Below are 21,640 nucleotides of genomic sequence, written 5' to 3' on the forward strand. Positions count from 1 at the left end.
AAGTGAAAAAGCCGGCCGCGTCAGTGACGCGCCGGCCGTGTGAGAAGGATCACGTTCACTCGGAGGTGAAGATGGATCCGAGGCGCTCCATCCGCTCCAGGGCCATGCCGCAGCCGCGCACGACGCAGGTCAGTGGGTCTTCGGCAACCAGCACCGGCAGGCCGGTTTCCTCGGCGAGCAGGCGGTCGAGGTCGCGCAGCAGCGCGCCGCCGCCGGTCAGCATCATGCCGCGCTCGGCGATGTCGGCGCCCAGTTCGGGCGGCGTCTGCTCGAGTGCGTTCTTGACGCTGGAGACGATCTGGTTGAGCGGGTCGGTCAGCGCTTCGAGGATCTCGTTGCTGCTGATCGTGAAGCTGCGCGGCACGCCTTCGCTGAGGTTGCGGCCCTTGACTTCCATCTCCTTGACCTCGGAGCCGGGGAAGGCCGAGCCGATGTTCTTCTTGATGGATTCGGCGGTGGGCTCGCCGATCAGCATGCCGTAGTTGCGTCGGATGTAGTTGATGATGGCTTCGTCGAACTTGTCGCCGCCGACCCGCACGCTGCCCTTGTAGACCATGCCGCCCAGCGAGATCACGCCGACCTCGGTGGTGCCGCCGCCGATGTCGACCACCATCGAGCCGCTCGCCTCGCTGACCGGCAGGCCGGCGCCGATCGCCGCGGCCATCGGCTCTTCGATCAGATAGACCTCGCTCGCGCCGGCGCCGAGCGCCGATTCACGGATGGCCCGGCGCTCGACCTGCGTGGAACCGCAGGGCACGCAGATGATGATGCGCGGGCTCGGCTTGAGCATCCGCGAGTCGTGGACCATGCGGATGAACTGCTTGAGCATCTGCTCGGTGACCGTGAAGTCGGCGATCACGCCGTCTTTCATCGGCCGGATGGCCTCGATGTTGCCGGGCACCTTGCCGAGCATCGCCTTGGCTTCGGCGCCGACCGCCTGGATCGTCTTCTTGCCGTTGGGGCCGCCCTCGTGGCGGATCGCGACGACCGACGGTTCGTCCAGCACGATGCCCTTGCCACGCACGTAGATCAGCGTGTTGGCGGTGCCGAGGTCGATGGCCAGGTCGGTGGAGAAGTAGCGGCGCAGGGATGCAAACATGTGCGGGAGAGTTCTTGTTGGCGCCGATCGGCCGGGTCGGGCGGATCGCCGCAATCGCGAATGGGGGTCCGGGCAGGGTCCGCGAGCCGCTCGAAAGTCCTGCAAACCCTTGAATTTGCACGCCGAAAGAGGCTTGTGGATAACCGGGGATAATACCCCAACCCCCCTGATTTCCAGCCCCGTCGGCACCCTCATCTCCCCTCAAATTCCAATGGCACTGGACTCCAAAGACGTGAGCCGCATCGCGAACCTCGCCCGCCTCGAACTGAGGCCCGCCGAAGAGGCGGCGATGCTGCAGCAACTGAACGGCTTCTTCTCGATCGTCGAACAGATGAGCGCGGTCGACACCAGCGGCATCGAGCCGCTGTACACGCCGCTGTCGGCGGTGCAGGAAGTGACGCTGCGCCTGCGCGACGACGTCGTCACCGAAACCGATCGCCGCGAGGCCAACCAGCGCAGCGCGCCGTCGGTCGAAGACGGCCTGTTCCTCGTGCCGAAGGTGATCGAGACATGAAGGACCTGCATCAACTGGGCGCGGCCGAGCTGTCGCGCGCGCTCGCCGCGCGCCAGGTCTCCAGCGTCGAAGCGACGACACAACTGCTTGCACGGGTTGCCGCGCACGAGCACCTGGGCGCCTTCCTGTGCGTCGACACCGAAGGCGCGCTGCGCCAGGCGGCGCAGGCCGATGCCCGCCGCGCCGCCGGCGAGACGGGTGCGCTGCTGGGCGTGCCGCTCGCGCACAAGGACATCTTCGTCACCGAGGCGCTGCCGACCACCGCCGGCTCGAAGATGCTGGCCGGCTACCGCAGCCCGTTCGACGCCACCGTGGTGACCCGGCTCGCCGCGGCCGGCACCGTGACGCTGGGCAAGCTGAACTGCGACGAGTTCGCGATGGGCTCCAGCAACGAGAACTCGGCCTTCGGCCCGGTGAAGAACCCGTGGGATGCGGCGCGCGTGCCGGGTGGCTCGTCGGGCGGCTCGGCCACCGCGGTGGCGGCGCGGCTGGTCCCGGTGGCCACCGGCACCGACACCGGCGGCTCGATCCGGCAGCCGGCCAGCTTCACCGGCATCACCGGCATCAAGCCGACCTACGGCGTGTGCTCGCGCTACGGGATGATCGCGTTCGCGTCCAGCCTCGACCAGGCCGGCCCGTTCGGCCGCAGCGCCGAGGACTGCGCGCTGATGCTGTCGGCGATGAGCGGCTTCGACGAACGCGACGCCACCAGCGCGCAGCGCCCGCCGCAGGACTACACCGCGGCACTCGGCACGGCGCGCCCCGGCGCCAGCGCCGCGCAGCCGCTGAAGGGCCTGCGCATCGGGCTGCCGGCCGAGTTCTTCCCGGCCGCGCTGGCCGCCGACGTCGACGGCGCGGTGCGGGCCGCGCTGGCCGAGCTGCAGAAGCTCGGCGCGACGCTGGTCGACGTGAGCCTGCCGCGCACCGAGCTGTCGATCCCGGTGTACTACATCATCGCGCCGGCCGAGGCCAGCTCGAACCTGAGCCGCTTCGACGGCGTGCGCTTCGGGCACCGCGCCGCCCGGTACACCGACCTGCTCGACATGTACAAGAAGAGCCGCGCCGAGGCCTTCGGCGCCGAGGTCAAGCGCCGCATCATGATCGGCACCTACGTGTTGAGCCACGGCTACTACGACGCCTACTACCTGCAGGCGCAGAAGCTGCGGCGCATGATCGCCGACGACTTCCAGCACTGCTTCACGCAGTGCGACGTGATCGCCGGCCCGGTCGCGCCGACGGTGGCCTGGAAGCTCGGCGACAAGAGCGACGACCCGGTCGCGAACTACCTGGCCGACATCTTCACGCTGCCGGCCAGCCTGGCGGGGCTGCCGGGCATGAGCCTGCCGGCCGGCACCGGCGAAGGCGGCATGCCGGTCGGCCTGCAGCTGATCGGCAACTACTTCCAGGAGGGCACGCTGTTGCACGCGGCCCATGCCTTCCAGCAGGCGACCGACTGGCACGCGAAAGCCCCCTCGATCTGACCATGGCGACTCTTTCCAAACTGATCCGCGGCTACGAGGTCGTCATCGGCCTCGAGACGCACGCACAGCTGTCCACGCGCAGCAAGATCTTCAGCGGCTCCAGCACGCAGTTCGGTGCCGCGCCCAACACGCAGGCCTCGCCGGTCGACCTGGCGCTGCCGGGCACGCTGCCGGTGATGAACCGCGGCGCGGTCGAGCGGGCGATCCGCTTCGGGCTCGCGGTCGGCGCGACGGTGGCGCCGCTGTCGATCTTCGCGCGCAAGAACTACTTCTACCCCGACCTGCCGAAGGGCTACCAGATCAGCCAGTACGAGACGCCGGTGGTGCAGGGCGGCTCGGTGGAGTTCTTCGTCGGCGACCTGAAGCACAAGGTGCAGCTGACGCGCGCGCACCTCGAGGAAGACGCCGGCAAGTCGCTGCACGAGGACTATGCCGGCCAGACCGGCATCGACCTGAACCGCGCCGGCACGCCGCTGCTGGAGATCGTCACCGAACCCGACATGCGCGCGAGCATCGAGGCGGTCGAGTACGCGAAGGCGCTGCATTCGCTGGTGGTCTGGCTCGACATCTGCGACGGCAACATGCAGGAAGGCAGCTTCCGCTGCGACGCGAACGTGTCGGTGCGCCGACCGGGGGCCGAGTACGGCACGCGCCGCGAGATCAAGAACCTGAACAGCTTCAAGTACCTGCAGCAGGCGATCGACTACGAGATCCAGTGGCAGATCGACCTGATCGAGGACGGCGGCACGGTGCAACAGGCCACCGTGCTGTTCAACCCCGATACCGGCGAGACGCGGGCGATGCGCACGAAGGAAGACGCGCACGACTACCGCTACTTCCCCGATCCCGATCTGCCGCCGCTCGCGATCGCGCCGGAATGGGTCGAGCAGGTGCGCGCCGCAATGCCGGAGCTGCCGCGCGTGATGGCCGAGCGCTTCCAGAAGGACTACGGGCTGCCGGCGTACGACGCGTCGATGATGACGCAGGGCAAGGCGGTCGGCGCGTTCTTCGAGGCGGCGGCGAAGGCCTGCGGCCAGCCGAAGCTGGTGGCGAACTGGCTGATGGGCGAGGTGTCGCGCCGGCTCAATGCCGAAGAGAAGGACATCGCGGACAGCCCGGTGAGTGCTGCGACGCTGGCCGCGCTGATCGGCCGCATCGCCGACGGCACGCTGTCGAACAGCGGTGCGCGCCAGGTGTTCGACCAGCTGTGGACCGCCGGTGGCGAGATCGACGCGATCATCGATGCCAAGGGCCTGAAGCCGATGAGCGACAGCGGCGAGCTGGAGCGCATCCTCGACGAGGTGCTGGCGGCGAACCCGAAGTCTGTCGAAGAGTTTCGCGCCGGCAAGGACAAGGCGTTCAACGCGCTGGTCGGCCAGGCGATGAAGGCCACGAAGGGGAAGGCGAACCCGTCGCAGGTGAACGAGTTGCTGAAGAAGAAGCTCAGCTGATCGCAGTCGCCCCGGCCGAGAAGCGCGGCGCACGACCAAGCAACGCCCCGGGGGAACCGGCTTTGCCGGACCCCTGGGGTGGCGCCCCTTGGGGGCAGGAGCGAAGCGACTGGGGGGCTACTTCTTCCGGGGGGTGGGTGCCGACGCGGCCGGCAGGGCGCCCATCGACCCCGGTGACGCGCCGCCCCACAGCTTCTTCAGCCGTTCGAGCTCGACGTCGTAGAGGTTGTTGATGCGCACGATCTCGTCTTCCTGGTTCTGCACCAGCGACTTCTGCGCGGCCACCGCCGCGTCGTTCGCGTCGAGCTGCTGGCGCAGCTTGGCCGGCGGCTTCTTGCCCTTGTAGAACTCCTGCTCCTCGAGCAGCGGCTTGCGCTCGCGCTCGAGCTCGGCCAGGCGCCCCTGCGAGAACGCGACACCCTTGCGCACGTCGTCGAGCGCCGCCTCGCGCGCCTTCATGTGGGCGGCATAGTCGGGAAAGCGGGTCACCAGGTTGCGATCGCGCCGGATCGCATCCTGCTGCGCGACACGGTCGGCGGCAGCCTGCCGCTCCTTCGCCTCGGCCTCGGCGCGCTCGTCGGCCGTCATCGTCGGCGGCACGACCCGGCGCACCGACCCGTCGGTGTTGAGCTCGCGCTGCTCGCGGGTCGAGCATTCGACGATCGGACGGTCGGAGGTCAGGCGCCGGCCACTGCCGTCGACGCAGCTGTAGATGGCGGCGTGTGCCGAGGAACCGGCCGCGAGGCCTGCCAGCAGCGCCATGCAGCGCCAGGTTCGCATCGATCGATTCACCACAAACAGGCTCGTCATTTACACCCCGTAACGGTCCCGGTAGGCGACCACGCGCGCAAGGTGGCTGCGCAAGGCCGGATCGTCATCTGACTGAAGATACTGCAGCAAGTCGGCCAGCGTCGCAATGGCCAGCACCGGCATGCCGTACGCCGCTTCGAACTCCTCAACGGAGGAACGGGCGCTCAGGTTGTCATCGGGCCCCTTGCGTTCCATGCGGTCCATCGCGATCAGCACCGAAACCGGTTCCGCTCCGGCGGCGCGGATCATCTCGACCGATTCGCGCTTGGAGGCGCCGTCGGTGATCACGTCGTCGATGATGACGACGCGGCCCTTCAGCGGCGCGCCGACCATCAGGCCGCCTTCGCCGTGGTCCTTGGCTTCCTTGCGGTTGTGGCAGAACGGCACGTTGCGGCCCAGGCCGGCCAGCGCCACCGCCGTGGCCGATGCGAGCGTGATGCCCTTGTAGGCCGGGCCGAACAGCATGTCGAATTCGATGCCCGACGCGAGCAGGCGGCGCGCATAGAATTCCGCCAGACGGCCCAGCTTGGCGCCGTCGTCGAACAGGCCGGAATTGAAGAAATAGGGCGACAGCCGCCCGGCCTTGGTCTTGAACTCCCCGAACCGCAACACGCCGGCTTCCACCGAGAAGCTGACGAAATCTTTGGCCAAGGTGTCAGCGGTGGGGCTCATCGGAGGTCTCTCGTGTTCCGTCTGGTGTCTTTGAATCTGAACGGCATCCGCTCGGCGGCCACGAAGGGGCTCCTGCCGTGGGCGGAAAGCATTGGCGCCGATTGTATGGGGGTGCAGGAGGTGAAGGCCCAGGCCGCCGACATCGCCGGCCGCTTCGAGCGGGTGCACGACATGCACGGCCATTTCCACTTCGCCGAGAAGAAGGGCTACTCCGGCGTCGGCGTGTACAGCCGCAAGACGCCGAGCGACGTGGTGGTCGGCTTCGGCTCGCCCGAGTTCGACGCCGAGGGCCGCTACGTCGAACTGCGCTTCGACACCCCGCAGCGCAAGCTCAGCATCATCAGCTGCTACTTCCCGAGCGGCTCCAGCGGCGAGGAGCGGCAGCTCGCGAAGTTCCGCTTCCTGGCGCTGATGACACCGTACCTGCAACAGCTGAAGGCCGAGCGCGAGTTCATCCTGGTGGGCGACGTGAACATCGCGCACAAGGAGATCGACCTGAAGAACTGGCGCAGCAACCAGAAGAACAGCGGCTTCCTGCCGGAAGAGCGCGCCTGGATGACGCACACGCTGGACGAGCTCGGCCTGGTCGACGTGTTCCGCACGCTGAACCCGAAGCCCGAGCAGTACACCTGGTGGAGCAACCGCGGCCAGGCCTGGGCGAAGAACGTCGGCTGGCGGCTCGACTACCACCTGGCCACGCCGGCCTTGGCCGCGAAGGCGCTGCGCGAGCACATCTACCTCGAGCAGCGCTTCTCGGACCACGCGCCGCTGATCATCGATTACGACTTCACGATCTGACCCCCGGGCCGGAAGCGTCGAACAGCGCCGCCCGGGCCGCGTTGTTCGGCGCTTGGGACCGCCTCGGTCGGCTGAAAAATGAGCGCTCACCCGCCACCACGGGCAGGCCTTCATTCGAGACGCAGTACGAGGAGCTCCCCATGATCAAGACGCTGGCCGCATCGGCCGCCCTGGCACTGGCCCTGGCCACCGCCGCCCACGCCGGCGAGGTCTACACCGGCATCGGCACGCACGGCGCGATGCTGGGCTACGCGCAGCCGGTCGCACCATCGGTGACGCTGCGCGCCGATGTGGCATCGCTCGGCTCGCACAGCACCACGAAGACCGAGGATGGCATCCACTACGACGCCGACCTGAAGCTCAGCCGTGGCGGCGTGTTCGCCGACTGGTTCTTCCGCGGCGGCTGGCGCCTGACCGGTGGCGTGACCTTCAATGCGATGAAGCTCGACCTGGTCGGCCGCCCGACCAACAACCAGATCACGATCGGCGACACCACCTACGCGACGCAGGACGGCGACCGTTTCGATGCGCAGGTGAAGTTCCCGAAGACGACGCCGTTCCTAGGCTTCGGCTACGGCCACCAGGGCAGCACCGAAGGCGCCTGGGGCTTCCACTTCGACGTCGGCGCGAGCATCGGCCGCGCGACCGTGAGCGCCGCGGCCAGCGGTCCGACCTTCAACGGCCTGAGTGCGACGGACCGCGCCACGCTGAACGCCAACGTCGACAAGGAAACGCAGGAGCTGCGCGACGGCGTCGGCAAGATCCGCGCGATCCCGCAGCTGAGCCTGGGCGTCAACTACCGCTTCTGACCGGGTGGCGGGCCGTGTCGGGCTAGCATCGCGGCATGCAGCTCGACACCATCGAAACCGAAACCGGCCCGAATCCGACGGCCACCATCATCTTCCTGCACGGGCTGGGCGACAGCGGCAATGGCTTCGCACCGTTCGCGCACGAGCTCGACCTCGCGGCGGCCGGCCCGCTGCGCTTCATCTTTCCGCACGCACCGACGCGGCCGGTCACCGTCAACGGCGGCTACGTGATGCGCGCCTGGTACGACATCCTCGCCGCCGACCTGGTGCGGCGCGAGGACGAGGCCGGCCTGCGCGAATCGCAGGCGCTGGTCGAGGCGCTGATCGCCCGCGAGCAGCAGCGCGGCATCCCGGCGTCGCGCATCGTGCTCGGCGGCTTCTCGCAAGGCTGTGCGATGACGCTGCTGACCGGGCTGCGCCACCGCGAACGGCTGGCCGGCCTGGTCGGGCTGTCGGGCTACCTGCCGCTGGCGGCGCAGACCGCGGCCGAGCGCGATGCCGCGAACCACGGGCTGCCGATCTTCCTGGCGCACGGCCGGCAGGACCCGGTGGTGCCGATCGCCCGCGCGCTCGCCTCGCGCGACGCGCTGCTGGCGTTCGGGCACCCGGTCGAGTGGCACGAATACCCGATGCCGCATTCGGTGTCCGGCCCGGAGATCGCCGACCTGACGCGCTGGCTGACCGCGCTGCTCGGGCCGCGAAGCGGCCGAGGTGAATAAATCACAAGCCGGCCCGGCGGTTTTCACCACCCGGCGAGACCTGACGCCCCTACGCTGTAACAAGGTGCACAGCGGTGCTGCTGCACCTTCCATCAGAAGGACAGCGCCATGTTGGATGAACTGCTCTCGCCCCCGGTCGACACCCACCCGACCGCCCACCTGAACCTGCGGGCCGCGCCCGCGGGGACCACCCACGTCACGCCGCCATACCCCGGACCGGAGCGCCGCCACGGCCCGTCCGCGATGAACCGCTGGCTGACGATGATGCTCGACGAGATGGACCACGGCCTGCTGCTGGTCGATGCGAACTGCGGCCTGCGCCATGCCAACCAGCTCGGCTGGCAGTCGCTGCAGGCCGGCGACGGCCTGCGCGTCGTCAAGAACCAGGTGCTGCCGCGCCATGCGGAAGAACTGTCGGGCTTCCTCGGTGCGCTGCTCGGCGCCTGCAGCGGCCGGCGCCGCATGCTGAACCTGGGCAGCGCCGACGGCGCGATGCCGGTCGCCTTCGTGCCGATGTCCTCGCCCGAGGACGACGGCCTCGCGATGCTGGTGCTCGGCAAGCGTCACCGCTGCGAATCGCTGACGCTCGACTTCTTCGCCCGCACCCACGGCCTGACCGCGGCCGAGACCAAGGTGCTGCGCGCGCTGTGCGACGGCCAGCGGCCGAAGGAAGTGGCGCGCGGCTTCAGCGTCGCGGTCTCGACGGTGCGCTCGCAGATCAGCAGCATCCGCATCAAGACGCAGACCGCCAGCATCGGCGACCTGCTGAACCGCGTCGCGGTGCTGCCGCCGATCACGCCGGCGATGAAGACGGCGCTGTCGCACTGAGGTGTCACGGCCACGCCGGGGCGGCGTGCTAGATTCGACGGGTTCCCGGGCCGCCGCCCGGGCTGTCCCCTTCGCCGCCGCTTCTCCATGGACGCCGCCACCGGCCCAGCATCCGCTCCCGTGCTGTCCGAATCCCTGGGCCTGCTCTCGGCCCGGGGCGAACAACGCCGCTACCGCAAGGGCGTGCTGCTGATCCAGGAAGGCGATCACGGCGACACCTTGTTCATCCTGCTGTCGGGCCGCGTCAAGGCGTTCTCGATGGACGACCGCGACCGCGAGATCGTCTACGGCGTCTACGGCCCGGGCGAGTACCTCGGCGAGATGTCGCTCGACGGTGGGCCGCGCTCGGCCTCGATCATCACGCTCGAACCCACGGTCTGCTCGGTGGTCACGCGGCACACGCTGCGCCAGCACATCGCCGAGCGGCCGGAGTTCGCATTCGAGCTGATCTCGCGCGTGATCCACCGCGCCCGCCTGGCGACGCACAGCGCGCGCAGCCTGGCGCTGCTCGACGTGTACGGCCGCGTCGCGCAGTTGCTGACCGACCTGGCAGTGACCGAGCCCGACGGCACGCGGGTGATCCGAGAACGGCTGACGCACCAGGAGATCGCGAGCCGCGTCGGCTGCTCGCGCGAGATGGTCAGCCGCCTGCTGAAGGACCTGGATGCCGGCGGCCACATCGCCGTCAGCCGCACGCAGATCGTGCTGAAGCGGCCGCTGCCGGCACGCTGGTGAGCGTCAGGGCTTCTTGGCCGGCGGCTCGAAGCGCTGTGGCGGCTTGGCCGCCCTGGCGTACAACCCTTCGACCCGCGGCAGGTTCGCCTCGATGTCGCGGATCCGGGTCGGCCCGGACGGGTGGGTCGACAGGAACTGCGGCGGCGCGCCCTTGCTGGCCTGCGCCATCTTGTTCCACAGGCTGACACCGGCGCGCGGGTCGTAGCCGGCGCGCGCGGCCAACTCCATGCCGACCAGGTCGGCCTCGGATTCGTCCTCGCGGCCGAACTTCAGCGTCAGCAGCTGGCCGCCCATGTCAGCCACCGAGCGGCCGATGCTGCCCAGCCCGAGGATCGCGGCGCCGAGCCCGATCGCGCCCTGCGTCGCCATGTTCTTGCCCATGCGCTCGCGCGCGTGCTCGCGCAGCGCATGCGCGACCTCGTGGCCCATCACCATCGCGACCTCGTCGTCGGTCAGTTGCAGCTGTTCAAGAATGCCGGTGTAGAACGCGATCTTGCCGCCGGGCATGCAGAACGCATTGATCTGCTTCGAGCCGATCAGGTTGACCTCCCACTTCCAGCGGCTCGCGCGTTCGTTCCACTCCGAGCTGAACGGGATGATGCGCTGCGAAATGGCGCGCAGCCGCACCACCTGCGGGTGGCTGTCGGGGCCGAGCGCGCGCTGCTGCGCAGCCTGCTGCTTCATCTGCGCGTACTGCTGCGCGGCGGCCTGCTCGATCTGGTCGGCCGACACCAGCTTCGTGAAGCGCGACTCGCTGCCGACGTCGACGCCCTCGCGCGCCCAGGCCGGCATGGCGAGCGATGCGCCGGCGGCGGCCAGCGTCATCGCGAAGCGGCGCCGCGCATGGAAGGCGCAGCTGCAGGTGATCAAGGGGAGGTCGGCGTCGTGGTTCATGGCAACTCAGATGGCAAATGGGAGGCCTGGTTCCGATGCTCAATCGTCGACCGGAATCGTTGTCGGATCGACCTCGAGCGCCTGCACCGGCGCGCGCAGCCAGACGAGCATCAGCAGCGCCGGCAGCGCCAGCACCGTCGACAGCAGGAAGAAGCTCGGCCAGCCGATGGTCTCGGCGGTGACGCCGGCCACCGGCCCGACCCAGACGCGGCCGACCGACGCGAACGCGCTGAGCAGCGCGTACTGCGTCGCGGTGAAGCGCTGGTTGCACAGGCTCATCAGGAACGCGACGAATGCGGTCGTTCCCATGCCGCCGGTGATGTTCTCCAGCGCGATCACCATCAGCAGCCCGCCGTCGACCGGCGTCGCCTGCTTCAGCCAGACCACCGTCCAGTCGAAGGCCGGGATCGTGACGCCCGGCAACAGCCCGTGGCCATGGCCGGCGAGCCACCAGAAGCCGAGGTTGCTCAGCATCTGCAGCACGCCGAACAGCAGCAGCGCGCGCCACAGGCCGAGCTTCAGCATCAGCGCGCCGCCGAGCAGCGCGCCGCCGATGGTCAGCCACAGCCCGATCAGCTTGTTCGCGACACCGACCTCGGCCGGGCCGAACTGCATCGCCTTCAACAGGAACGGCGTCATCAGCGAGCCGGCGAACGCATCGCCCAGCTTGTAGAGCACGATGAACGCGAGGAAGGCGCCGGCGCCCGGCTGCACGAAGTAGCTGCGCAGCCCGCCGAGCAGCGTCTCGAAGCGCGCCGCGCGCGCCGCCCACGCGGCCAGCGGCAGCGTGAACGCGATGCCCAGCAGCAGCGCGAGCAGCTCGGTCCAGCGCTGCTGCAGCGCGGCCGGCAGGCTGCTGCCGGCCCACCAGGGCGACAGCACGGCCGCGGCGATCGGCGGCCCGAAGCGCTCGCTCAGCACGAACCCCACCGCGACCGCGGCCAGCACCGCGGCGAAGCCGAACACGTCCTGGCGCGCCACCGACGACGGCCGCAGCGCCGCCGGCAGTCGCGGCAGCGCGACCGCCGACAGCACCGCCGCGCCGACCATCAGACCGGCCATCACGCGGTAGACCTCGGGCCAGGACCAGCCGCCGCCCTGTGTCGGATCGACCCAGATCAGCGCGATGCCGCCCGACAGGATCATCGCGAGCCGGTAGCCGAGCACGTACAGCGACGAGCCGAGCCCGCGCTCGCGCGCCGGCAGCAGGTCGGTGCGGTAGGCGTCGACGACCACGTCTTGCGAGGCCGAGACGAACGCGACCAGCACCGCCAGCAGCGCGAAGCTGCGCGTCGCGCTGCCGGGCGAGGTGGAGCTCATCAGCAGCAGCGCACCGGCCAACGCGAGCTGCGTCAGCACCAGCCAGCCGCGGCGCCGGCCGAGCCACGGCAGCTCGAAGCGGTCCATCAACGGCGCCCACAGGAACTTGAAGGTGTAGGGCAGGCCGACCAGGCTCAGGAAGCCGATGGTCGCCATGTCGATGCCCTCGACGCTGAGCCAGGCCTGCATCGCCTGGCCGGTCAGCGCGAGCGGCAGCCCGGAGGCGAAGCCGAGCACGCTGACCACCAGCAACCGGAAGGCGACGGCGGCCCGGGACGAGGGCAGCACAGGCTGCAGCGGAACGGAATCGGACATCCGCCGATTCTATGGACTCACTTTGGCGCGGAGGCCGCAGGCACGGGTTGCTGCCGGTAGATCGCCTCGGCCAGCGCCAGCAGCTGCTCGCGCGGCAGGCTGCCAGCCAGCGCGTAGCCGGTGCCGGCCTCGACCCAGTAGAAGAGGTTCACGTCGCCGTCGCGCTCGAAGCGGAACGCCGCCGGCGCGGCCTCGTCGGGCTTGCGCAGGTAGACGGTCACGCGGGCGGTGCCGCCGGCGGCCTGGTACATCAGTTGCGCACCGGGGCCGGCCCCAGGGCCGTCGGGCAGCAGCCGCCCGCCGACCAGCTCATAGCCCTGCTCGCGCAGGTCGAACAGCTTGACCGGCACGTTCAGGCGCCGTGTCAGCCAGCGCGACAGATGTTCTTCCTGCGCGCGGGTCTCTTCGGCCGTCCTGCCGGCGACCGCGACCTCGACCGGGTGGCGCTGCTCGGGCACGTAGACGCTGTGCGCCAGGGCGGCGCGCTGCACCCAGCCGCCGACCGGCGCCTGGGCCATGACCGGTCGGGCAGGCTGCACCCGCCACATCGCGCCGGCACCGATCAGCCCGCCGAGCGCGAACACCGCGAGCGCGGCGGCCCACTGGCCGCGGCCTTGCCACCACGGCGTCGCCGCGTCGGGCGCATGCTGCAGCACGAGCTGCTGAAGCCGGTCGGGCACCGGCTCGCTCGCCGTCGAGGCCAGCCGCGCGCGCAGCGCATCGCGGTCGGCGGCCCACAGCCGCACGCGGGCCGCTTCTTCGGGGTTCGCTTGCAGCCAGGCCTCGACCTCGGCGCGGCGTTCGACCGGCAGCTCGCCGTCGAGCCACGCGCTCAGCGCGTCGTCGCGCTCGTCGGGGGTGGAGAAGGGAGGGGCAGCCATCATCGACATCCAGTTCAGGGGGTCCCGTTCAGACCACGCGCCGCAGCGCCTGCACCGCCGGCGCCGGTGCGTGGCCGTCGAGCAGCGCGCGCAGCGCGGCCCGCCCGCGCGAGATGCGCGACATCACGGTGCCGATCGGGATGCGCAGCACCTCGGCGCATTCGGCGTACGACAGCTCCTCGACCGACACCAGCAGCAGCGGCTCGCGCTGCTCGACCGGCAGCCGCCGCAGCGCGGCGACCAGGTCCATGCGCAGCCCGACATCGGCCCCGGGGTCGCTGCCGCGCAGGTCCTGTTCGACCTGCAGCTCGTGCGGGTCGACGATGGCCAGCCGCCCGCCGCGGCGCAGCGTGTCCATGTGGGCGTTGTGCGCGATGCTGATCACCCAGACCAGGATGTCGCGCTGCTGGTCGAACTGGTGCCAGTGCGACAGCGCGCGCTCCAGCGCGGTCTGCACCAGGTCGTCGGCCGCCGCCGCATCGATCAGCAGCGAACGCGCATAGCGGCGCAGCCGCGGGATCGTGCCGAGGAGCTGCTGGCGGAAGCTGGCGGGGACGCTCACCTGATGTCTACGCGGGGCATGGCGCGGCTATTCCCGCTCAGCCCTGCCAGATCGCGGCTTCCGTCACGCCCAGCGCGCGGAAATCGTCCTCGCGCCGCTCCAGGTCGTTGACGCAGAAGAACTCGTCGAGTTGCGGCGGTGCCACCGAGGTGCCGGACAGCATCGAATGCACCTGGCCGCGGTGGTGCACCTGGTGCTGGTAAAGGTGGGCCAGCAGCCGGTGCAGCGGCTCGCGGTCGATGCGCCGCGTGCGCGGCACCGCAATCACCCGCTCGAGCAACGCGACATCGGCCAGCAGCGCGTGAGCGATCGCGAGCAGGCACTGGTCCATGCGCTGCTGGGCCGCGGCGAGTTCCGCGCAGGTCGCGCACGGCTCCTCGGGGTCGAAGAACGAGCGCGGCTCGGGGTGCGGCGCATCGCCGCGCAGGCTGCGCTCGATCGCGTCGAGGTAGTAGTCGTCGACCGTCAAGGTGTGGTTGAGCGTCGCGCGGATCGACGGGAAGAAGCCGGTGCGCGGCGCGGTGAACTCATCTGGCGTCAAGCGCCCGCAGGCCTGCAGCAGCCGGTGGTTGGCCCAGGCGTTGTTGTGGGCGCTGGCGTACAGGTGGCGGGCGAGCGAGGTCATGCGGCGGGCTCCGGTCCGGGACTATCGATGTTCGCGCAGCGCCAGGCGCTCGTCCAGCCAGCGCAGCAGGTCGATCCACATCTGCCGCATCTCGGCGTCGGTCGGCGTGCGGATCGCGCTCGGCAGCTCGATCGTCACGACCGGCACGCCCTTGTGCACACCGCCATAGTGACCGAGCGAGCCGGGGAAGATGCCGACGCGGTCGAGGTAGAGGCGGCCGAGCCGCTGCGGCGGCACGCTCGGGCCGTCGAAGTCGAGCACGCCGTAGGGCGCGTGCACGGTGACGATCACGTCCGGCTTCCAGGCCTCGATCGTGTCGGTCACGAAGCGGCTCTCCGGCTCCGACAGCGGGCTCGGACCGGGCCAGCGGCGCGGGTCCTTCTTCGTGCGCTTCACCCAGTAGACCGGCGCGTCGCGGTCCCAGTGCGGCGTCGGGAAGTTGCGGTTCAGGTCGACGCCGTGCGCGTTGGTGCGCGTCGGCCGCGCCAGCAGCAGGCCGTCGGGATTCAGCACCGGCACGAAGCGCCAGTCCAGGCCGGCGCCGGTGTCGCCGGCCTGCGCGATCCAGTGGAAGGCGAGCGCGCTCGACGACAGCTCGTCGCCATGGATGCCACCCAGCACCAGCACGCGGCGCGGCGCCGGCGGCGGCTTGTCGTCGGGCAGCAGCAGCGGCTGCGGGGCCGGCACGTCGCGCAGGTACAGCGGCACGCCCTTCACCGACGCGGCGCCCGACGGCTTCAGCGCGGCGCGTTCGCACAGCGCGAGGCCCAGGTTCGGCAGGCGGCGCGCCAGCTCGGCGCACGGCCCGGCGGCCTGCGCCGCTGACGCGAACGCGACCAGCAGCGCCGCTGGAATCATCGAGAATCGTGTCATGCTGCACGAGTGTAGAAGCTGCCGGACCCCCTCAAATGGGAGTTGGCGGCACCTGCTGTCGCCCTCCACAATTCCGGCATGAATGCAATGCTGCGCCCCATGGCACCCAGTTTCTCGGCCCAGGAGTTCCGCGTTGCGCTCGGGATGTTCGCCACCGGCGTCACGATCGTCACCGCGCTCGACCTGCACGGCAACCCGGTCGGCCTGACCGCCAATTCGTTCAATTCGGTGTCGCTGTCGCCGCCGCTGGTGCTGTGGAGCCTGTCGCGGCGCGCCGGGTCGATGCCGGCGTTCACGCGCGGCTCGCACTACGCGATCAACATCCTCGCGGCCGACCAGCGCCCGCTGGCCGAGCGTTTCGCGTCGAAGGACATCGACCGCTTCGCCGGGCTGCGCTTTCGCGAAGGGGTCGGCGGCGCGCCGGTGCTCGAAGGGGTCGCGGCGGTGTTCGAATGCTTCAACCGCAGCCAGTACGAAGAGGGCGACCACGTGATCTTCGTCGGCGAGGTCGAGCGCTGCGAGCGGCGCGAGGGCGCGCAGCCGTTGATCTACCACGGCGGGCGTTATTTCACCGAGCTGCCCCTCTAGTCTGCGTTGCGTCGCCGCGCGAACTCGGCGAACCACGCGACGCTCGCTGCATTCGCCATCGCATCGAGCTTGAACACCTGATCGGCCGGCGTGCCCATCAGCAGCTTCTTGACCGGCAGCTCCATCTTCTTGCCCGACAGCGTGCGCGGGATCGCCTCGACCTGGAAGATCTCGTTCGGCACATGCCGCGCCGACAGCGCGCTGCGGATCTCCTGCTTCAGCCGCGCGACCAGCGCAGCGTCGAGCAGCCGGCCTTCGCGCAGCACGACGAACAGCGGCATCCAGCTCTCGCGGCCCAGGTACTCCAGGTCGACGACCAGGCTGTCGAGCACCTCGGGCAGCGCCTCGACCGCCCGGTACAGCTCGGCCGTGCCCATGCGGATGCCGTGGCGGTTGATCGTCGCGTCGCTGCGGCCGTAGATCACCGCACCGCCGCGCGGCGTGATGCGCAGCCAGTCGCCATGGCGCCAGACACCGGGGTACATGTCGAAGTAGCTCTCGCGGTAGCGCCGCCCGTCCGCATCGCCCCAGAAGTACAGCGGCATCGACGGCATCGGCCGCGTGCACACCAGTTCGCCCACCTCGTCGACCAGCGCCTGGCCACGCCCGGTCGCCGGGTCGGGCTCGCTCCAGGCCTCGACCGCCGCGCCCAGGCAACGGCATTGCATCTCGCCCTCGACCACCGGCAGCGTCGGCAGCCCGGCCACGAAGGCGCCGGCGAAGTCGGTGCCGCCCGACAGCGAGGTCAGCCACATCGGCCGGTCGTCGACGCGCGGCAGGTGCTGCGCCGCCCAGCGGTACACGTCGGCCGACAGCGGCGAGCCAGTGCTGCCGAGCGCGCGCAGACGCGCCAGTCCCGGCAGGCGCGCCGGCTCGACGCCGGCCTTCATGCAGCTGGCGAAGAACGCCGCGCCGGCGCCGAAGAAGGTGCTGCCCGAATCGGCGACGAAACGCCACAGCGTGCTCCAGTCCGGCTGCCCGCTGCGCCCGGACGGGCTGCCGTCGTACAGGCAGATCGTCGTGCCGTTCAGCAGCCCGGCGATCTGGCAGTTCCACATGATCCAGCCGGTCGCGCTGTACCAGTGGAAGCGGTCGCCGCCGCCGGCGCTCGGGCCGAGGTCGTTGTGCAGCCCCATGAACTTCAGGTGCTCCAGCACGACGCCGCCGTGGCCGTGCACGATCGGCTTCGGCAGCCCGGTCGTGCCGCTCGAATAGACGATCCACAGCGGGTGGTCGAACGGCAGCGGGTCGGCCTGCAGCGGCGGGTCGTCGCACAGCAGCCCGTCGAAGTCGAGCCAACCGGCCGGCAGCGTACCGCCGAGGTTGCGCCACAGCAGCACCTGCTTCAGCGTCGGCAACTCGCCGACCAGCCCCTGCAGCAGCGCGAGCCGGTCGTGCGTGCTGCCGCCGTGCACATAGCCGTCGCAGCCGACCAGCAGCGTCGGCTCGATCTGGCGGAAGCGGTCGAGCACCGCGACCGGCCCCATGTCGGGCGAACAGACCGACCAGACCGCGCCGAGGCTCGCGGCCGCGAGGAAGGCCACCAGCGTCTGCGGCGTGTTCGGCATGAAGGCGCAGACGCGGTCGCCGCGCACCACGCCGAGCCGCCGGTAGTGCGCCGCCAGCGAGGCGACCTGCCGGCGCAGCTTCGGCCAGCTCCATTCGAGCAGGCTCGCACAGTCGCGCAGCCGCTCGTCCTGGAACACCACCGCCGGGTGGCCGGCCGCATGGGCCGCATCGGCATGGCGGAACACCTGCTGCGCGTAGTTCAGCTGCGCGCCGTCGAACCAGCGCGCGCCGGGCATGCGCCCGTCGGCCAGCACCTGCGTGAACGGGGTCGGCGACTGCAGGCCGTAGAAGTCCCAGATCGAGCGCCAGAACGCATCGAGCTCGGTGACCGACCAGCGCCACAGCGCGTCGTAGCCGGCGTGCGTCGTCGCGTCGAAGCGCAGCCCGCGCTCGCGGGCCAGCCAGTCGGTGTAGTGCAGGATCTGCGGACGCGGGACAGCCATGGTCGACCTCACGAGATTCCGATTCCGATGTACTGCCAGGTGTCGCGCATGAACGGATGCCGCAGGTGCCCGATCACGCGCCGCTGCAGCACGTCGCTGACGACGGTGTGCACATGCGCCTTGTACGGCATGTACGCCACCAGCATGTTCTTCGCCTCGCGCATCAGCGCGGCACGCTCCGGCCCGTCGGGCAGCACGTTCTGTCGCTCGAACAGCCGATCGTAGGCCGGCAGCGCGAAATGCGCGTCGTTCGATTCGTTCGCGTTCGGGCCATAGCCGATGCCGAGGAAGAAGCCGTCGTCGGGCGTGCCGGCCACCCAGCTGAAGCCCCACATCATCAGCTTGCCGGCGCGCCCCATCTTCAGCAGGTCGGGCCAGCTCGCGATGTCGAACTGGATGCGCAAGCCCACCGCCGTCATGCACTTGTGCCACAGTTCGTTGAACTGGCGCTGCCGCTGCTCCGGCCGCGACGCGAGCCGCAGCACCAGCGGCCGGCCGTCGGGCAGCTCGCGCCAGCCGTCGCCGTCGCGGTCGACGTACCCGTAGAGGTCGAGCAGCGCCATCGCGCGCGCAATGCTGGTCTCGCTCATCGTGCTGCGGTAGTCCTCCTCGTAGCCGGAGGTGAAGGGCGCGACCACCGACTGCGCCGGGATGCCCTGGCCGTGGCGCAACTCCTCCAGGTCCTGCCGGTTGTCGTAGGCCAGGCAGATCGCGCGGCGCAGCGCCACCTTCCCGGGGGCGTTGCCGCCGACCACCGGGTCGTCCATGTTGAAGTAGGTCACCGCCATGTCGGCCTTCGCGCTGCGCTGCAGCCGCACGCCGTGGCGCGCGAGGTGCGGCGCGATGCGGTTGCCCGGCGCGGCGATCGGCGTGAACTCCACCGGCAGCTCCAGCACGTCGAGCGCGCCGTTGACGAACGCAAGCCAGCGCGGCTGCGACTCGGTGATCACGCTGACCTCGATGCGCTCGGCCAGCGGCAGGCGCCGGCCGGCCAGCTCGCGCGCGACCTGCTGCGCCTGCGCATCGTCGGGCGCCGGCTCGGCCTCGAAGTGCTGTACGCGGAAACGCGGGTTGCGCACCAGCTCGATGCGCGACGCGCGGCGCCAGGCCGCCAGCATGAACGGGCCGGTGCCCACCGGGTGCGCGGCGATCTCGGCGCCGTAGTGGTCGACCACCTCGCGCGCGACCGCGCCGACCAGCGCCCCCTGCGCGAACCAGTGGTGGAAGCGCGGGCTCGGCTCGGCCAGCCGGATGCGGAAGGTGTAGCGGTCGAGCGCGCGGATGCCGTCGACCTCGCGGTCGTAGTCGAACGGCTTGCCGCTGCGGCGGGCCTGCGCGCGCAGCTCGCTCAGGTCGCGCAGCTTCGCGTTCTCGAACACGTAGAGGTTCTCGCAGTTCAGCCGCGGGTCGTAGTAGCGCTTGACGCTGTAGACGTAGTCCTGCGCGACCAGCTCGCGCGGCGCGCCGCCGAAGACCGGGTCGTCGGCGAAGAAGATGCCGGGACGCAGGCGGAACGTGAAGGTCCTGAAGTCGTCGCCGATCTCCGGCAGCGCCGCGGTGTTCGGGCGCAGCTTCACCGGGCGCGCGAGGTAGTCGTAGCGCAGCGGCGGCTCGAAGATCGCGGACGCCACCTGCGCCGAGTTGACGTCCGAGATCTGGCACGGGTCGAAGCCGGTCTCGGCAGCGTCGAAGGCCAGGCGCAGCGTGGTGTCGGCCGCGCCCGCGCTGCCCGGTGCCGTGCACGACAGCGCCGCCGACGCGGCGATCCAGGCGCGGCGGGTCAGCTCCATGCCTGCCGCGCCGTGCCGCTCAATGCCCGACCCGGCGACTCTCGTCGATGTCGAGGTACTGCCAGAAACGGCTGACGAAGACCGGCCGCCGGTAGCCGATCACCCACGGCTGCGCCAGGTCGGTGATGATGCGGTGCACGTTGTACTTGTGCGGCGCGAGCGCCGTCGCGATGCGGTTCGCCTCGTCGAGCAGCGCGAGCCGCTCGGGGCCGTCGCCGATGCGCTGCATGCGCTCGTAGATCGCGTCGAAGCGCTCGTTCTTGAAGCGCCCGAGGTTCTGGCCGCCCGATGCCGGGCCGTACAGCAGCTGCAGCGCGTCCTGCACATCGGGCGTCGACGCGGTGTAGCCGAGCTGCCACACCATCAGCTGCCCGGCGCGGGCCGCCTTCAGGTTCTCCGGCCACTGCGCGGGCTTGATCTCGATGCGCACGCCGATCGCATCCATGTTCTTCTTCCACAGCTCATCGAACTGGCGCGACAGGCTGTCGGGCAAGGTGGCATAGCGGATCAGCAGCGGGCTGCCGTCGGGCATCTCGCGCCAGCCGTCGCCGTTGCGGTCGACATAGCCGTACATGTCGAGCAGCGCCTTCGCGCGGCCGACGTCGTAGTCGCTGTTCTCGGTCTTGTAGTTCGGGTCGTAGCCGAAGGTGCCGGGCGCCACCATGGTCTGCGCCGGGATCGCCTGGCCGCGGCGCACGCCGTTGATCTCGCGCTTGACGTCGGTGGCCAGCCGGATCGCGCGGCGCAGCGCGACCTTGTCGGCCGTGTAGCCGCCGACCGTCGGGTCTTCCATGTTGAAGTAATAGAGCGTGCGGTCAGGGTTGACGAAGCGCTCCATCTGGAGGCCGCGCTTCGCCAGGTTCGGCGCCAGCTTGCCGTTCGGCACCGCCTGGTTCGCAAACTCCAGCGGCACCGTGACGAGGTCGATCTCGCGGTTCAGGAAGGCCAGCCAGCGGGGCTGGCTCTCCTCGATGATCGCGATCTCGACGCGGTCGATCATCGGCAGGCGGCGGCCCTTGAAGCGCTGCAGCAGCGCCTGGCCTTCGGCATCGTCGGCATTCGGCTCGGCGTCGTAGAAGGCCTCGTGGAAGCCGGGGTTGCGCTCCAGCACGATCTGCGAGCTGCGCCGCCACGTGCCGAGCTTGAACGGCCCGGTGCCCACCGGGTGCTCCATCGTCTTGTCGCCGTACAGCTCGATGACCTCGCGCGCGACCGCGCCGTACAGGCTGCTGTCGGCCAGCGTGAACAGCAGCCGCGGGCGCGGGGTGTCCAGCTTGATCTGCAGCGTGTAGCGGTCGAGCGCCTTCAGGCCCTCGACCGGCTTGTCGTAGTCGAACGGCGCCTTCTTCGCGAGCGCCTGCTCGCGCAGCTCTTCCAGCCCGATGAAGCCCTGGTCCTTCATGTCGGAGTAGGCCGGGCTCTGGTTGGCCGGGTCGAAGAAGCGCTTGATCGAGAACACGAAATCCTGCGCGACCAGCTCGCGGCGCTGGCCCTTGAACGCCGGGTCGTCCTGGAAGTAGACGCCGGGGCGGATGCGGAAGGTGTAGGTCCGGAAGTCGTCCGACACCTCCGGCATCGCGGCCGCCGCCTCGGGCCGCAGCTTGAACGGGCGGGCCAGGTAGTCGTAGCGGACCAGCGCCTCGAACAGGTGCGTCGTGACGTAGCGCGAGTACAGGTCGCTGATCTTCACCGGGTCGAAGCCGGTCTCGGCGGCGACGAAGGCCCAGCGGAAGGTCTTCGCGACCGGCGCGCCGGCGGCGGGCGACGACGCGGCCGGCTGCGCCTGGGCGCCGCCCGCGAGGGACAGCAGCAGCGCGGCGCCGGCGGCGAGGAATCGGTGTCGTGGGGGCATCATGGAGCGGCA

General features: G+C 70.2%; 21 protein-coding genes. 9 read left to right on the plus strand and 12 right to left on the minus strand.

Features of this window, described 5'->3' with window-relative positions; translation table 11 throughout:
* Nucleotides 1–55: 55 nt before the first annotated feature.
* Complete coding sequence (locus FHT26_RS21805) at nt 56–1,099, minus strand: rod shape-determining protein (RefSeq protein WP_056803126.1); 1,044 nt, start codon at nt 1,097–1,099, stop codon at nt 56–58.
* Between the two features lie 211 nt (nt 1,100–1,310).
* Between FHT26_RS21805 and gatC the strand changes: the two genes are divergently transcribed.
* The 3 genes from gatC to gatB are packed head-to-tail and all read left to right on the plus strand — an operon-like array spanning nt 1,311 to nt 4,545.
* Nucleotides 1,311–1,613 carry an Asp-tRNA(Asn)/Glu-tRNA(Gln) amidotransferase subunit GatC gene (gatC, locus tag FHT26_RS21810; RefSeq protein ID WP_168562196.1) on the plus strand — a complete coding sequence of 101 codons (303 nt, stop codon included), beginning with the start codon at nt 1,311–1,313 and terminating at the stop codon, nt 1,611–1,613.
* Nucleotides 1,610–3,094, plus strand: a complete 1,485-nt coding sequence (gatA, locus tag FHT26_RS21815; protein ID WP_168562197.1) for an Asp-tRNA(Asn)/Glu-tRNA(Gln) amidotransferase subunit GatA — start codon at nt 1,610–1,612, stop codon at nt 3,092–3,094. Before gatC ends, gatA begins: the two co-directional genes overlap by 4 nt.
* A gap of 2 nt (nt 3,095–3,096) precedes the next feature.
* Nucleotides 3,097–4,545, plus strand: a complete 1,449-nt coding sequence (gene gatB, locus FHT26_RS21820; RefSeq protein WP_168562198.1) for an Asp-tRNA(Asn)/Glu-tRNA(Gln) amidotransferase subunit GatB — start codon at nt 3,097–3,099, stop codon at nt 4,543–4,545.
* Nucleotides 4,546–4,662: 117 nt separating this feature from the next.
* Here the strand turns inward: gatB and FHT26_RS21825 are convergent, their stop codons facing one another.
* Nucleotides 4,663–5,325: a DUF4124 domain-containing protein gene (locus FHT26_RS21825; protein ID WP_246868036.1), complete on the minus strand. Its 663-nt coding sequence runs from the start codon at nt 5,323–5,325 to the stop codon at nt 4,663–4,665.
* 30 nt (nt 5,326–5,355) lie between these two features.
* Nucleotides 5,356–6,027: an orotate phosphoribosyltransferase gene (gene pyrE, locus FHT26_RS21830; RefSeq protein ID WP_168562200.1), complete on the minus strand. Its 672-nt coding sequence runs from the start codon at nt 6,025–6,027 to the stop codon at nt 5,356–5,358.
* Nucleotides 6,028–6,039: 12 nt separating this feature from the next.
* Here pyrE and FHT26_RS21835 point away from each other — a divergent pair, with 12 nt between their 5' ends.
* The 5 genes from FHT26_RS21835 (at nt 6,040) to FHT26_RS21855 (ending at nt 9,916) form a co-directional block, all read left to right on the plus strand.
* Nucleotides 6,040–6,825 carry an exodeoxyribonuclease III gene (locus FHT26_RS21835; RefSeq protein ID WP_168562201.1) on the plus strand — a complete coding sequence of 262 codons (786 nt, stop codon included), beginning with the start codon at nt 6,040–6,042 and terminating at the stop codon, nt 6,823–6,825.
* 140 nt (nt 6,826–6,965) lie between these two features.
* A complete protein-coding gene (locus FHT26_RS21840; protein WP_168562202.1) occupies nt 6,966–7,634 on the plus strand; it encodes a hypothetical protein in 669 nt (222 codons plus the stop codon).
* 35 nt (nt 7,635–7,669) lie between these two features.
* Nucleotides 7,670–8,353, plus strand: coding sequence for an alpha/beta hydrolase (locus FHT26_RS21845; protein WP_168562203.1), 684 nt, complete (start codon nt 7,670–7,672; stop codon nt 8,351–8,353).
* A 108-nt stretch (nt 8,354–8,461) separates the two neighbouring features.
* Complete coding sequence (locus FHT26_RS21850; protein WP_168562204.1) at nt 8,462–9,181, plus strand: helix-turn-helix transcriptional regulator; 720 nt, start codon at nt 8,462–8,464, stop codon at nt 9,179–9,181.
* A 120-nt stretch (nt 9,182–9,301) separates the two neighbouring features.
* On the plus strand, nt 9,302–9,916 hold the full coding sequence (locus FHT26_RS21855; protein WP_235581127.1) for a Crp/Fnr family transcriptional regulator: 615 nt from the start codon (nt 9,302–9,304) through the stop codon (nt 9,914–9,916).
* Nucleotides 9,917–9,919: 3 nt separating this feature from the next.
* Here FHT26_RS21855 and FHT26_RS21860 read toward each other — a convergent pair whose 3' ends face one another.
* The 6 genes from FHT26_RS21860 to FHT26_RS21885 are packed head-to-tail and all read right to left on the minus strand — an operon-like array spanning nt 9,920 to nt 15,386.
* On the minus strand, nt 9,920–10,810 hold the full coding sequence (locus FHT26_RS21860) for a M48 family metallopeptidase (RefSeq protein WP_168562205.1): 891 nt from the start codon (nt 10,808–10,810) through the stop codon (nt 9,920–9,922).
* Nucleotides 10,811–10,849: 39 nt separating this feature from the next.
* Nucleotides 10,850–12,445: an AmpG family muropeptide MFS transporter gene (locus FHT26_RS21865; protein WP_168562206.1), complete on the minus strand. Its 1,596-nt coding sequence runs from the start codon at nt 12,443–12,445 to the stop codon at nt 10,850–10,852.
* A 17-nt stretch (nt 12,446–12,462) separates the two neighbouring features.
* Entirely contained in the window at nt 12,463–13,326 is an 864-nt protein-coding gene (locus tag FHT26_RS21870; RefSeq protein ID WP_168562207.1) for an anti-sigma factor family protein, read from the minus strand.
* Nucleotides 13,327–13,354: 28 nt separating this feature from the next.
* Nucleotides 13,355–13,888: a sigma-70 family RNA polymerase sigma factor gene (locus FHT26_RS21875; RefSeq protein WP_168562208.1), complete on the minus strand. Its 534-nt coding sequence runs from the start codon at nt 13,886–13,888 to the stop codon at nt 13,355–13,357.
* A 37-nt stretch (nt 13,889–13,925) separates the two neighbouring features.
* A complete protein-coding gene (locus FHT26_RS21880) occupies nt 13,926–14,513 on the minus strand; it encodes a DinB family protein (RefSeq protein ID WP_168562209.1) in 588 nt (195 codons plus the stop codon).
* A 21-nt stretch (nt 14,514–14,534) separates the two neighbouring features.
* On the minus strand, nt 14,535–15,386 hold the full coding sequence (locus FHT26_RS21885) for a M14 family zinc carboxypeptidase (protein ID WP_168562210.1): 852 nt from the start codon (nt 15,384–15,386) through the stop codon (nt 14,535–14,537).
* 99 nt (nt 15,387–15,485) lie between these two features.
* On the opposite strand from FHT26_RS21885, the gene FHT26_RS21890 reads away from it, so the two are divergent.
* Nucleotides 15,486–15,974, plus strand: coding sequence for a flavin reductase family protein (locus FHT26_RS21890; protein WP_246868037.1), 489 nt, complete (start codon nt 15,486–15,488; stop codon nt 15,972–15,974).
* Here the strand turns inward: FHT26_RS21890 and FHT26_RS21895 are convergent.
* From FHT26_RS21895 to FHT26_RS21905, 3 genes are read right to left on the minus strand one after another with little or no spacing between them, the layout of a single operon-like run.
* The gene (locus tag FHT26_RS21895; RefSeq protein ID WP_168562212.1) at nt 15,971–17,986 is read right to left on the minus strand and encodes an acetoacetate--CoA ligase; all 2,016 of its coding nucleotides are present in this window, start codon (nt 17,984–17,986) and stop codon (nt 15,971–15,973) included. The two genes, FHT26_RS21890 and FHT26_RS21895, sit on opposite strands and share 4 nt — an antisense overlap.
* Nucleotides 17,987–17,994: 8 nt before the next feature.
* Nucleotides 17,995–19,776: an ABC transporter substrate-binding protein gene (locus FHT26_RS21900; protein ID WP_168562213.1), complete on the minus strand. Its 1,782-nt coding sequence runs from the start codon at nt 19,774–19,776 to the stop codon at nt 17,995–17,997.
* A 19-nt stretch (nt 19,777–19,795) separates the two neighbouring features.
* The gene (locus tag FHT26_RS21905; RefSeq protein ID WP_246868038.1) at nt 19,796–21,631 is read right to left on the minus strand and encodes an ABC transporter substrate-binding protein; all 1,836 of its coding nucleotides are present in this window, start codon (nt 21,629–21,631) and stop codon (nt 19,796–19,798) included.
* Between the last annotated feature and the right edge of the window lie 9 nt (nt 21,632–21,640).

The sequence above is a fragment of the Rhizobacter sp. SG703 genome (genome assembly GCF_012275445.1).
Lineage (GTDB): Bacteria > Pseudomonadota > Gammaproteobacteria > Burkholderiales > Burkholderiaceae_C > Rhizobacter.

Bases quoted from the DNA above. Each gene is read 5' to 3' on its own strand.
- FHT26_RS21805 (WP_056803126.1), bottom strand. From the start codon at position 1,099: ATGTTTGCATCCCTGCGCCGCTACTTCTCCACCGACCTGGCCATCGAC.
- gatC (WP_168562196.1), top strand. From the start codon at position 1,311: ATGGCACTGGACTCCAAAGACGTGAGCCGCATCGCGAACCTCGCCCGC.
- gatA (WP_168562197.1), top strand. From the start codon at position 1,610: ATGAAGGACCTGCATCAACTGGGCGCGGCCGAGCTGTCGCGCGCGCTC.
- gatB (WP_168562198.1), top strand. From the start codon at position 3,097: ATGGCGACTCTTTCCAAACTGATCCGCGGCTACGAGGTCGTCATCGGC.
- FHT26_RS21825 (WP_246868036.1), bottom strand. From the start codon at position 5,325: ATGCGAACCTGGCGCTGCATGGCGCTGCTGGCAGGCCTCGCGGCCGGT.
- pyrE (WP_168562200.1), bottom strand. From the start codon at position 6,027: ATGAGCCCCACCGCTGACACCTTGGCCAAAGATTTCGTCAGCTTCTCG.
- FHT26_RS21840 (WP_168562202.1), top strand. From the start codon at position 6,966: ATGATCAAGACGCTGGCCGCATCGGCCGCCCTGGCACTGGCCCTGGCC.
- FHT26_RS21845 (WP_168562203.1), top strand. From the start codon at position 7,670: ATGCAGCTCGACACCATCGAAACCGAAACCGGCCCGAATCCGACGGCC.
- FHT26_RS21850 (WP_168562204.1), top strand. From the start codon at position 8,462: ATGTTGGATGAACTGCTCTCGCCCCCGGTCGACACCCACCCGACCGCC.
- FHT26_RS21860 (WP_168562205.1), bottom strand. From the start codon at position 10,810: ATGAACCACGACGCCGACCTCCCCTTGATCACCTGCAGCTGCGCCTTC.
- FHT26_RS21865 (WP_168562206.1), bottom strand. From the start codon at position 12,445: ATGTCCGATTCCGTTCCGCTGCAGCCTGTGCTGCCCTCGTCCCGGGCC.
- FHT26_RS21870 (WP_168562207.1), bottom strand. From the start codon at position 13,326: ATGGCTGCCCCTCCCTTCTCCACCCCCGACGAGCGCGACGACGCGCTG.
- FHT26_RS21880 (WP_168562209.1), bottom strand. From the start codon at position 14,513: ATGACCTCGCTCGCCCGCCACCTGTACGCCAGCGCCCACAACAACGCC.
- FHT26_RS21885 (WP_168562210.1), bottom strand. From the start codon at position 15,386: ATGACACGATTCTCGATGATTCCAGCGGCGCTGCTGGTCGCGTTCGCG.
- FHT26_RS21890 (WP_246868037.1), top strand. From the start codon at position 15,486: ATGGCACCCAGTTTCTCGGCCCAGGAGTTCCGCGTTGCGCTCGGGATG.
- FHT26_RS21895 (WP_168562212.1), bottom strand. From the start codon at position 17,986: ATGGCTGTCCCGCGTCCGCAGATCCTGCACTACACCGACTGGCTGGCC.
- FHT26_RS21900 (WP_168562213.1), bottom strand. From the start codon at position 19,776: ATGGAGCTGACCCGCCGCGCCTGGATCGCCGCGTCGGCGGCGCTGTCG.
- FHT26_RS21905 (WP_246868038.1), bottom strand. From the start codon at position 21,631: ATGATGCCCCCACGACACCGATTCCTCGCCGCCGGCGCCGCGCTGCTG.